This is a genomic window from Bacillota bacterium (assembly GCA_040757085.1).
Taxonomy (GTDB): Bacteria; Bacillota; Sulfobacillia; order JACIYH01; family JACIYH01; genus JACIYH01.
This window is the reverse complement of record JBFLXJ010000023.1, coordinates 156,601-168,218: the sequence shown is the minus strand read 5'-3', so window position 1 is coordinate 168,218 and position 11,618 is coordinate 156,601. Positions and strand designations below refer to the sequence as shown.

Sequence of the window (11,618 nt, the reverse complement as noted above, 5' to 3'; positions counted from 1 at the left end):
TTCCCTCCTGGGGCGATTATAGCACAGCCGACCGGCCGTTCCTGCAAACGCAAGTGTAACCACGTTTGCAGGACGGTTCATTATGTTGGCAGCTTAGAGGATTTTTCCAGGCGACGGCGAATTAGGGGTCGGAAAGGAGGGGGTTTCGGTGAGAAAGAAGGCAAAGTGGATCGCGCTGGTGCTGGCCTGCCTCATGCTGGCGAGTCTGGCCGCCTGTGCGCAGCAGCCGAAGCCTGCTGCCGAGGAGAAGAAACCTGTCATTCTGGTGTTCGGCCGGGGTGCAGACTCCGATCGCCTGGACCCCGCCCGCACTACCAGCGGGGAGTCGGCAAAGGTTACCCTGAACATATTCGACACGCTGGTGCAGTTCAAGCCGGGGAGCACCGAGGTGGAACCGGCCCTGGCGGAAAAGTATGAGTCGTCCGCCGACGGGACGGAGTGGACCTTCTACCTGCGCCAGGGGGTGAAGTTCCACGACGGCACCCCGTTCAACGCGGACGCGGTGCTGTTTTCCTTCCAGCGTCAGATGGACAAGAACCACAAGTACTATTCCGAGGACATGGAGTACGCGGAGATGACCCTGGGGGTCGTCAAGGAAATCGTCAAGGTCAATGACTACACGGTCAAGTTCATCCTCAACCACCCCTTCGGTCCCTTCCTCCGCAACATAGCCATGTTCTGCAACGCCATTGTCAGCCCTGCGGCCATGGAGAAGTACGGGCCCGATTTCTTCAAGAACCCGGTGGGGACCGGTCCCTTCAAGTTCGTAAAGTGGGATCGCGACAGCCAGATCGTCCTGGAGGCCAACAAGGAGTACTGGGGCGGCGCACCCAAGGTGGACCAGGTCATCTTCAGGGTGATCCCGGAGAACTCGGTGCGGCTGGCCGAGCTGCAAACGGGCAACATCCACATGATGGACGGCCTGGACCCCAACGATATCGCCACGGTAGAGAAGAACCCGGATCTGGTCCTCATGAAGCAACCCGGGCTCAACATCAACTACCTGTGCTTCCCCTGTAAGCTGAAGCCGTTTTCGGACGTCAGGGTGCGCCAGGCAATCTCCTACGCCATCAACAAGGAGAACATCGTGAACTACCTGTACAAAGGGGCTGCGGTGGTCGCCACCGGTCCCGTGCCCAAAACCATTCTTGACTACAACGTGCCCGGTTACCCGTACGATCCCGAGAAGGCAAAGGAACTCCTAAAGCAGGCCGGCTTCCCCAAGGGCATGAAGATCAACCTGTGGTGCTACCCGAACCCGCGCGCTTACAATCCGGTGGGAGCCAAGCTGGCCGAAGCGGTAGCCGCCGACCTGGAGAAGGTGGGCATCACCTGCACCATCCAGACCATGGAGTGGACCTCGTACCTGGCTCAAAGCAAGGCCGAGAAAGGCTTCGACGGCCCCTTCTTCCTGGGGTGGATGGGTGACAACGGCGACGTGGACAACTTCCTGTACGCACTGCTGAGCAGTGATACCATCCCGGGCGGCAACCGGGCCAGGTACTCCAACCCCAAGGTCGACGAACTGCTGCTGAAGGCCCAGCAGACCACGGACGAGCCCACCCGGGCCGACCTGTACCGGCAGGCGGTGGACCTGATCGTGAAGGACGCCCCCTGGGTGTTCCTCACCCACACTCAGGACATGGTGGTGCTGCGCAAGGGCGTGACAGGGTTCACCCAGAGCCCGCTCACCCTCTTCTTCCTGAAGGACGTAGCGATGCCGAAGTAACCGGGACGGGGGCCGGGTGACCGGCGCCGGGGCGTAACTCCTGCCAGGGCACGCCGGGGCCGGCCCCCCTCCACACGTACGGGGGATCTCCAGCAGACATGACGAGCTACATCCTACGACGCCTCATCGCCATAATCCCGGTCTTGCTGGGGATCTCCGTCGTCGTCTTTCTGATCATGCATCTCATCCCGGGTGACCCCGTGCTGGTGATGCTGGGGGAAAAGGCATCTCCCCAGCGAGCGGAAGAATTGCGCCGGGAACTGGGCCTCTACGACCCCCTGTACATCCAGTACGGCCGCTTCCTGGCCCGGGCAGTGCAGGGGGACCTGGGACGTTCCATCCGCACGCAGGAGAAGGTCACGCGAGAGATAGCGGTGCGTTTCCCCGCCACCCTGGAACTGACCATCTGTGCCCTCCTCCTGGCGGTAACCGCGGGGGTGCTCCTGGGTGTCATCGCCGCCGTCCGCCAGTACTCGGTGTGGGACAACCTGAGCATGGTCCTGGCGGTGGCGGGGGTTTCCATGCCCGTCTTCTGGCTGGGGCTCATGCTCATCTTCCTGTTCGGGGTCGCCCTGGGATGGCTGCCGCTTTCGGGGCGCCTTTCCGTAGACGTGCACCTGACCTCCATAACCGGCCTGCATCTCCTGGATGCCATTCTCACGCGCAACAGCACCGCCTTCTGGGACGCCCTGGCGCACCTGGTTCTCCCCAGCGTGGCCCTGGGGGCCATCCAGATGGCCATCATTGCCCGCATGACGCGGTCCAGCATGCTGGAGGTGATCAGGCAGGATTACATCCGCACCGCCCGGTCGAAAGGCCTGGCGGAGCGGGTGGTCATCTACAAGCACGCCCTCAAGAACGCTCTCATCCCCGTAGTCACCGTGGTGGGACTCACCGTGGGACGCCTCCTGGGAGGGGCCGTCCTCACCGAAACCATTTTCTCGTGGCCAGGCCTGGGCAAGTTCGCCGTGGACGCCATCTACTCCCGCGACTACCCCCAGGTGCAGGGCGTGGTTTTGCTCATCGCCACCGGCTTCGTGCTGGTGAACCTCCTGGTGGACGTGATCTATGTCTTCCTCGACCCCCGCATCCGCTACCAATAGGGCCTCCGGGGCTGCACGGCCCAGGCGCAGCCCGGAAGTGTGGAGGAGGCTGCGCCGCAACCCCGCCGCCATGGCTGGCCTGGGTATCGCAGTGCTGCTCGTGCTCACCGCCCTCTTCGCTCCCTGGCTGGCCCCCTACTCCCCCACGGCCGGGAACATGCCCGAGCAACTACAGGGTCCGAGTTCCCGCCACCTGCTCGGCACCGACGACCTGGGGCGGGACATCTTGAGTCGCATCATCTACGGCACCCGCATCACCCTGCAGGTGGGCGTGATCGCGGTGGGAATCGGGCTCAGCATAGGGGTGGTTCTGGGATCCATCGCCGGCTTTTACGGCGGCCGCGCCGACTCCATCATCATGCGCATCATGGACATCATGCTGGCTTTCCCGAGCATCCTGCTGGCCATCGCCATCATGGCCATGATGGGGCCGGGCCTGGTCAACTGCATGATCGCCGTAGGCATCGTGGGAGTACCCACTTACGCCCGCCTGGTACGGGGATCGATACTGGCCATCAAGGAAACAGAATACGTGCAGGCCGCCCGCGCGGTGGGCAACCGCGAACTGCGTGTGCTGGCACGCCATGTGCTCCCCAACACGCTCGCACCCCTCATAGTGCAGGCTACCCTGGGGGTGGGGAGCGCCATCCTGGAGGCAGCCGCCCTGGGATTCCTGGGCCTCGGCGCCCAGCGGCCCCAGCCGGAGTGGGGGCTCATGCTGGCCGACGGCCGCCGCTTCCTCACCACCCACCCCCACGTATGTACCTATCCGGGCCTGGCCATCATGCTGGTGGTACTTGGCTTCAACCTGTTCGGCGACGGCCTCCGCGACGCCCTCGACCCCCGCCTCCGCACCTGAGGACGTGCTGCCGGGCTGCGCCACGCCCTTGACCCCCTCCCGGGCAACCGGCAGGCTCGGCTTGCGTGCCGTCGCGGCCGCCATCAGGGGCGCGCGTGCCGGGGCCGACATTGCGTGGGGTGCCGGCAGGGCCTGGGTGGGAGCCAGCTTGGGCCAGGCACCTCCGGATGGGAACGGCGGAGGCGGCGGCGCGTTGCTCTAGCTCGAATATCATGTCGCGCAGGGTGGCGGCGTGCTCGAACTCCAGGCGGCGGGCCGCCTCCTTCATTTCTTTCTGAAGCCTCGCCACCAGGGCGGGAATGTCCCGGGGGGCAATCTCGCGGAGATCCTTGCCCACCAGGTATTCGGGGCCCTTCTGGGCCACCCGGGTAGCCTCGATGACTTCCCGCACGGCCTTCTTGACGGTCTGCGGGGTGATCCCGTGGCGCCGGTTGTACTCGATCTGCTTGCGCCGGCGTCGCTCTGTCTCCTCTATGGCCCGGCGCATGGAATCGGTGATGGTGTCGGCGTACATGATCACCCGGCCCTCGGCATTGCGCGCCGCCCGGCCAATGGTCTGGATGAGGGCAGTGTCCGAGCGCAGGAACCCTTCCTGATCGGCATCCAGGATGGCCACCAGGGAAACCTCGGGCAGGTCGAGCCCTTCCCGCAGCAGGTTGATGCCCACCAGCACGTCGAAGGCGCCCAGGCGCAGATCCCGCACTAACTCCATGCGCTCCAGGGTGTCCACCTCCGAGTGCATATAGCGCACCCGCACGCCCATCTCCCGCAGGTAATCGCTCAGGTCCTCGGCCATCCGCTTGGTGAGGGTGGTCACCAGTACTCGCTGGTTCTTGGCCACCCGCTTGCGGATTTCCCCCAGCAGGTCATCCACCTGCCCGCGGGTGGGGCGCACCTCCACCTCGGGGTCCACCAGGCCCGTGGGGCGCACCACCAACTCCACCACCTGCTCCGACTTCTCCAGTTCGTAGGGGCCGGGGGTGGCCGACATGTATATAACCTGGCCCACCCGGTTTTCGAATTCCTCGAAGGTGAGGGGACGGTTGTCGTAGGCCGACGGAAGACGGAATCCATACTCCACCAGGGAATCCTTGCGGGTGCGATCGCCGTGGTACATGGCGCGCAACTGGGGGATGGTCACATGGGATTCGTCGATGATGAGCAGGTAGTCCTCGGGAAAGAAGTCCAGCAGCGTGTAGGGCGGCTCTCCCGGCCGCCGCCCCGTCAGGTGGCGGGAATAGTTCTCGATGCCCGGACAGTACCCCACTTCCCGCAGCATCTCCAGGTCGTAACGGGTGCGCTGCTCCAGACGCTGGGCCTCCAGCAGCTTGCCCCGCGACCGGAAGTATTCCAGCCGCTCGGCCAGCTCCGCCTCGATGGAGGCGATGGCTCGCTCCATCTTCTCATCGGTGGTCACGTAGTGGCTGGCCGGGAAGATGGCCACGTGGTAGCGCTCCCCCAGCACCTCGCCCGTGAGCACGTCCACTTCGGTGATGCGCTCGATCTCGTCTCCGAAAAGCTCGATGCGCACCGCCCGTTCCGTATACGAGGCCGGGAATACCTCGATCACGTCTCCCCGCACCCGGAACTTCCCCCGCACGAAGTTGATGTCGTTGCGCTCGTACTGGATGTCCACCAGCTTGCGCAGGATCTCGTCCCGGCTGCGACGCTGGCCCACGCGCAGCGACAGGCAGAGGTCGCGGTAGTCGGAGGGATCGCCCAAGCCGTATATGCACGACACCGACGCCACCACGATCACGTCCCGCCGCTCGAACAGGGCAGTGGTGGCGGCGTGGCGAAGCTTGTCAATCTCGTCGTTGATCAGGGTGTCCTTCTCGATATAGGTGTCGGTTTGGGGTAGGTACGCCTCGGGCTGGTAGTAGTCGTAGTAGCTGACGAAGTATTCCACCGCGTTTTCCGGGAAGAATTCCTTGAACTCCGAGCACAACTGGGCGGCCAGGATCTTGTTGTGGGAGATGACCAGGGCGGGCCGCTGCACGTGGGCAATCACCTGGGAGGCAACGTAGGTCTTTCCGCTACCGGTGATCCCCAGCAACGTCTGGTGACGGTAGCCTTTCTTGAGGCCCTCGACCAGCCGGGCGATCGCCTCCGGCTGGTCACCACGCGGCCTGAAGTCCGATACCAGGCGGAACTGCACCGCCCATCTCCCCTCAACGCCTTGCGACCCGCACCATCACCGCGCGCCCGACCTGCGTCAGCGCCGGCTATGCAACCGTCGCCACCAGCCTTCCAGCAACTGTAGCAGGGGCGAACGGGCAGGTCGCACCTGAGCCTCCGTCGCTTCTCCGGGCCCTGGCAGCGGGATAATCCCCAGGCGCTCTACCTGGCCCCGCCACACCAGCCGCTGCAACTGCCCGTCGGGCCGCCTGACCGTGAGTTCGAGCCACAGGTAAGGTTGCCCCAGGATCTCGTGAATGTGATGGCCTGCATGCACGGGCTCCCCGTTGATCGCCAACAGGGTGTCACCCGGACCCAGGCCCATCTGAGATGCCGGCGACCCCGGCATCACGTCCAGGATCCTTACCCCCGCCCCCGTGGGCCGCAGCCAGGGCTCCCCCCTCATCTCCCGTCGCAGGGACCGGCGCACCACCACCTCATGGCCGAGGGGGCCAAACAGCGCGGCCGGCCACTCCATCCAGGCTGCCCGGGATGCCGCCACCGCCAGCACCAGCAACGCCACGCTGTACCCGGCCAGACGCACCGCCGTGCGCCGGCTCACCTGGCGGGGCAGATCGGTGATCGCCACCTCGGCGTAACCAACCGCGGCCATCACCGGCAGCAGGGCGTAGACGGCGGTGTCCGGGTTCACCAACCGGTCGGCGCGCAGGAGGGGCCACCAGTCCGGCATCTCGATGAGCCCGCCCAGTTGGCTGGGGTCGGGAACCGCCAGCAACACCAGCACCACGATGGGGACGGGCCAGAACTTTTGCAGGCTGAACGCCCCCACCAGCTCCCGCCGTTGATTGCGGATCACCACCGGGGTGGCACAGGTATGACCGCTCAGCCAGATGAGGAGGCTCTCGGTGAGGTGCAGGATCCCCACCAGGGCCATGATGCCACCCACGCTCACCGGGGGGAAGCCAAACAGCAGGTAGAGGACGGCAACAATCCCGCCCGCGTACGAGAAGCACATGAGGCGCGGGCTGAGCACGTACAGGAGCAGGGCTACCGGCAGCAGGTACTGGATACCAGCCCCCGATAGGGATACCCCCACGAACACCAGGATGAAGCTGCCGATCAACCCGCCTACCAGGCCCTGGGCGGCGGCCAGGATGGTCTGGTGGCCGGGCTGGTTCTTCACGAACCCGTACAGGCGCTCTTCCATGCCCGCCACCCGACGGTACTGGAAGAACACGAGGAGGACCACCAGCCAGAAAGCTATGGCGTACGTGGGCTCGAACAGGGCAGACGGCAGGACCCGCAGGATGGCCAGCCCCAGGTCCAGAAATGGACGCATTCCATCACCGCTCTCCCAGGAGGCCCTTCACCACTTCCAGAGCCTTAGCCACCTGGGCATCGAGTTTGTTCCCGTCCACGGGCGCCACGGGCATCTCGCCCTGGGGGAGGACCACTTCTACGTCAGGGGTAAGACCGACTTTATGGATGGACGCCCCGCTGGGCGTGTAGTACTTGGCCACCGTGACCCGCACCCCGGAACCATCGGGAAGGGGGAAGAGGTGCTGCACCGATCCCTTGCCGAACGTCTTGGTGCCCACCAGCTTGCCGACGCCGTAATCCCGCACTGCCCCGGCCACGATCTCGGAAGCGCTGGCGGTATAGCCATCCACCAGCACCACCAGGGGCTTGCCCAGCCCGGGCCCCTCGCCCCTGTACTCCTCCCTGCGCCCGTCCCTTCCCACCACCGACACCACCACGCCCCGGGGCACCAGGAGCCCGGCTATCTTCACGGCCTGATCCAGAGCTCCCCCACCGTTGTGGCGCAGGTCCAGAACCAGTGCCCGCATCCCCTGTTTTTGCAGGGTGTCCAGGGCGGCCCGGGTCTGGTCGTAGGCGTTCTCGTTGAAACTGGTTAGCTGGATGTAGCCGATCCCGCCGGGCAGCAGCCCCGCCGCTTCCACGGCCGGCACCTGGATGCTGGCCCGCACCAGTTCGAAATCGAGGACCTGAACGGCACCGTCGACGTCCCGCTCGATGGTCAGCTTAACGCGGGTCCCGGGCTGCCCGCGCACCATGTTGGCCACGTCATCGGCGGTCAGGCCGACGACATCGCGGTCGTCCACCTTGATGATACGATCGCCCGGACGGAGACCGGCCTTGTGGGCGGGGGTACCCGGGAACGGCCGCACAACTTCCACCACACCGTCCCGGTCAATGATGGTCATCCCCACCCCGGCGTAACGGCCCCCGATATCTATGATCCACTCTTCGTAGGCCTCTTTGGTCAGGTAGTTCGAGTGAGGATCCCCCAGGGCCCGTACTACCCCTTCGTAGGCACCCTCCAGCAGCTTGTTCACGTCGACGGGTCCGTCGACGTACTGTTCCTGTACCAGGCGAATGATGGTCCACAGCTTGCCGATGCGGGGATCGCTGTGGGAAGCCAGACCCGGTGTGCCTGCCCCGAAGACGGAGTAGGTAACCAGGCTGGAAAGGACGACCAGGAGGATGGCGCCCAGCACCACCCGCTGGGTCTGCCGGCGCCGACGCCGGGCCAGACCCTCCCTGATCTTCTGCCGGGATATGAATCCCCTGTGCTCCATGGGCCACTCTCCCTCGAACTCGCCTGGGGACAAAAAATGAGGGCCGGCGTTACCCGGCCCCTAGTTTAGCATATGCCCCGGGTGTGCTCAACCGTATCAGTACCGGATCAGTACCGCACCCAGCGCAGGGGATCATTGGGCTTACCGTTGACACGCACCTCAAAGTGCAGGTGAGGTCCGGTGGACAGACCCGTACTGCCCACCCTTCCGATCACCTGCCCCTTCTGCACCATCTGCCCTGCCGAAACCAGGATTTCCGACATGTGGGCATACAGGGTGGAGATGCCGCCGCCGTGGTCGATGGTCACCGTCTTGCCATAACCACCGAGCCAGCCTGCCGTCATCACCCGGCCCGATTCGGCAGCCACGATGGAACGCCCTTCGGGAGCACCGATGTCGATGCCCGTGTGCATCCTCCACTTGCGGATGATGGGATGGAACCGGTTACCGAACCGGGAGGAGAGGTACCCTTCCACCGGCCGGATCATGTGCAGGTCGCGCTTGCCCAGTCCGTACTGGGCCTGGATGGCGGCGATCTCCTTTTCCAGTTGCCGGGACAGTTCTTCCAGTTCGTCCAGGGCACGCTCGTACTCTTCCGCCTGATTCTGGATGGTGACCAGCAGCTTCTGGCGGCTGACGGTCTGAGCCCGCACGGTGGCTTCTTTCTCCTGGGTACGCGCATGCAGGTCCTGCAGCCGGGCCTGCAACTCCTCAAGGCGCGCCTTCTTGGCCGCCACCTGGTCCCGCAACTCCTGAACGCTGACCATGATCTGGACGTCCTGGGCGGCGATCAGTTGCAGGAACTCAACCCGGGTAAGAAAGTCCGAAAAGCTGGTCGCCCCCAGGAGGACTTCCAGGTAGCTCACCGGCCCTGATTCGTACAGTGCCCGCAGGCGCCGGCCCAGCAGCTGCGTGCGCCACTCCAGTTCCCTTTGCGTTCGCTCGAGTTCGGCCCTGGTTTGCTCAAGTTGCTGCCCGGTAACCCGCAGGCGGTTCTGCAGGTAGGCCAAATCCTTGCGGGTGAGGTCCAGCTCCCTCTCGAGCCGCAGCAGCTCCTTGCGTACTTCCCTTTCCTTTCCCCGCGACTGGGTGAGGAGGCGCTCGTACTCGGCGATCTTACGCTCGATCTGCTGAAGCCGCTTCTGCAACTCGGCTTCCTTCTTCTGCAACTCCTCCTCAGTGGAGGCAGCCACCCCTGGAGACGGCCAGCCCGCCGCCCAAACCATACCCAGCAGCAGTGCCAGGACCAGGCACCCTGCTATGTATGCCCGTATCGCCCGGGCGGAGCGGAACCTCCGGCCCCTTGATCGGTTCGCCTCCGGCAGCCCCATCACCCCCATCCGTGCCTGCCTGCGCAGCCACGCCCCACCGCTCAAACCTGAAGGAAGCGGCGTAGGGAAACCCCGCTCCCCAGCGCGCCTACCAGCGCCCCCAATCCCAGCACCGGCAGCGCGGTCAGGCGCACCACCTGCTCCGGAGCGACAAGCGGCAGGAAGGGAAGGGTCCGCGCTGCTACTCCCGCCGCCCACCAGTACGCACCCGCCAGCGCTGCCACCGCCAGCACCGCCCCGCCCAGCCCCAGGGCCAGACCCTCCAAAACGAAGGGCCAGCGTATGAACCAGTCGGTGGCCCCCACCAGCTTCATGATGGCCACCTCCCGGCGACGGGCGAACACGGTCAGCCTGATGGTATTAGAAATCACCACGGTCGACCCCAGCACCAGGAGCACCGCCATGATCAGCCCCAGGCCCCGCACCACGGCTGTAAGGCGGAACAGCCTGTCCACCGTGTCGCGCTTGTAATCCACCTTCTCCACCCCGGGCAGGGCGGCGATGGCCTCGGCCACCGGTGCCACCAGTTCCGGACGAGCCACCTGTACCTCAAAGGAGTCGGGCAGAGGATTGATCTCTTCCACGGCCTCCAGCACCGCCGCTCGCTCCCCGAAAGACTGGCGCATGCGTTCCAGGGCCTCTTCCTTGCTAACGAACCGGACGGCAACGACCCCTTGCAGCTCCTTGATCTGCGCCTCCAGTTCGGCCGGGTTCGGCCTGGCCAGTGTCCCCGACCCGCCCTGTCCGCCCGGCACACCACCAGTCCCCGAACCGCCCGGTGCCCCGGCGCGGGCTCCTGAGCCACCGGCCCCGGGCTGACCGGTAACACCGTCCATCACCAGGAAGGCCCTGATCTGGACCTCCGACTCCACCTGGGCCATCAGTTGCCCCAGGTTGAACACCAGGGCCAGGAAGAGACCCAGGACGAGGAGGGACACTGCCACCGTACTCACCGAGGCCAGGGCCATTAGCCTGCCGGTACGGATGTTACCCCAGGCTTCCTTAAGCAGGTAACCCCAGGTCCTAACCTTCATGGCCGTACCCACCCCGCAACTCGTCGCGGACCAGGCGGCCCGCATCGAGCTCCACCACCCGGCGGCGAGCCACGTTGACCAGGTGGCGGGCATGGGTGGCCATGATCACGGTGGTACCCATCCGGTTGACATCCAGGAGCAGTCGCAGGATCTCAAGGGACGTGCGGGGATCCAGATTACCCGTGGGCTCGTCCGCCAGGAGGACAGACGGATTGTTCACAATGGCCCGGGCGAGCCCCACCCTCTGCTGCTCGCCGCCGGAAAGCTCGTCCGGGTAAGCACGGGCCTTGTCGGCCAGCCCGACCAGTTCCAGCACCTGCGGCACCCGGCGCCTGATTTCCCGCGGACTTGCTTCCACCACCCGCATGGCGAAGGCCACGTTGTCGAACACGGTCTTGTTAGGCAGGAGGCGGAAGTCCTGGAACACCACCCCGATGCTTCGCCTGAGGTAGGGAACCTGCCCCGGCCGCAGGGCGGTCACATCCCGTCCCCCTACCAGCAACCTGCCCCGGGTGGGTAGCTCCTCCCGGTAAATGAGCTTCACCAGCGTGGACTTACCCGCCCCGCTGGGGCCCACCACGAACACGAATTCGCCGCTGCCCACCTGCAGGTCGATGTCCCGAAGGGCCGTTACCTGGTTGGGGTAGACCTTGCTTACCCCGTAAAATTCGATCACCGCCAACACCGTTCCCGTTTATGCGCCCCGCAGCAGAGAAATAAGGCCTCTCCCAGGAGAGGCCTTCGACAAAAAGCCGCAAATTCCTTTTTCCCCACAGGTCAGGAAGGAAAATCCAACATCGGCGCGCCCCGACCCGTCGTCAGT

At 65.1% G+C, this 11,618-nt stretch carries 9 protein-coding genes; 3 read left to right on the top strand and 6 right to left on the bottom strand.

Annotation, left to right across the window (positions count from 1 at the left end; translation table 11 throughout):
* Positions 1 to 148: 148 nt before the first annotated feature.
* From AB1446_08435 to nikC, 3 genes are all read left to right on the top strand, one after another.
* Positions 149 to 1,729: an ABC transporter substrate-binding protein gene (locus AB1446_08435; GenBank protein ID MEW6546928.1), complete on the top strand. Its 1,581-nt coding sequence runs from the start codon at positions 149 to 151 to the stop codon at positions 1,727 to 1,729.
* A gap of 98 nt (positions 1,730 to 1,827) precedes the next feature.
* Positions 1,828 to 2,832, top strand: coding sequence for an ABC transporter permease (locus tag AB1446_08430; GenBank protein ID MEW6546927.1), 1,005 nt, complete (start codon positions 1,828 to 1,830; stop codon positions 2,830 to 2,832).
* 37 nt (positions 2,833 to 2,869) lie between these two features.
* Positions 2,870 to 3,691, top strand: coding sequence for a nickel transporter permease (gene nikC / locus AB1446_08425; protein ID MEW6546926.1), 822 nt, complete (start codon positions 2,870 to 2,872; stop codon positions 3,689 to 3,691).
* On the opposite strand, the gene uvrB is transcribed toward nikC, so the two are convergent.
* From uvrB to ftsE, 6 genes are all read right to left on the bottom strand, one after another.
* Positions 3,636 to 5,849, bottom strand: a complete 2,214-nt coding sequence (uvrB, locus tag AB1446_08420) for an excinuclease ABC subunit UvrB (protein MEW6546925.1) — start codon at positions 5,847 to 5,849, stop codon at positions 3,636 to 3,638. The two genes, nikC and uvrB, sit on opposite strands and share 56 nt — an antisense overlap.
* 57 nt (positions 5,850 to 5,906) lie before the next feature.
* Complete coding sequence (locus AB1446_08415) at positions 5,907 to 7,169, bottom strand: PDZ domain-containing protein (GenBank protein ID MEW6546924.1); 1,263 nt, start codon at positions 7,167 to 7,169, stop codon at positions 5,907 to 5,909.
* Between the two features lie 4 nt (positions 7,170 to 7,173).
* On the bottom strand, positions 7,174 to 8,430 hold the full coding sequence (locus AB1446_08410) for a S41 family peptidase (protein ID MEW6546923.1): 1,257 nt from the start codon (positions 8,428 to 8,430) through the stop codon (positions 7,174 to 7,176).
* 107 nt (positions 8,431 to 8,537) lie between these two features.
* Positions 8,538 to 9,761: a peptidoglycan DD-metalloendopeptidase family protein gene (locus tag AB1446_08405; GenBank protein MEW6546922.1), complete on the bottom strand. Its 1,224-nt coding sequence runs from the start codon at positions 9,759 to 9,761 to the stop codon at positions 8,538 to 8,540.
* Between the two features lie 41 nt (positions 9,762 to 9,802).
* Positions 9,803 to 10,795 carry a permease-like cell division protein FtsX gene (gene ftsX / locus AB1446_08400; protein ID MEW6546921.1) on the bottom strand — a complete coding sequence of 331 codons (993 nt, stop codon included), beginning with the start codon at positions 10,793 to 10,795 and terminating at the stop codon, positions 9,803 to 9,805.
* Positions 10,785 to 11,471, bottom strand: a complete 687-nt coding sequence (gene ftsE / locus AB1446_08395; GenBank protein MEW6546920.1) for a cell division ATP-binding protein FtsE — start codon at positions 11,469 to 11,471, stop codon at positions 10,785 to 10,787. Before ftsE ends, ftsX begins: the two co-directional genes overlap by 11 nt.
* Positions 11,472 to 11,618: the final 147 nt, after the last annotated feature.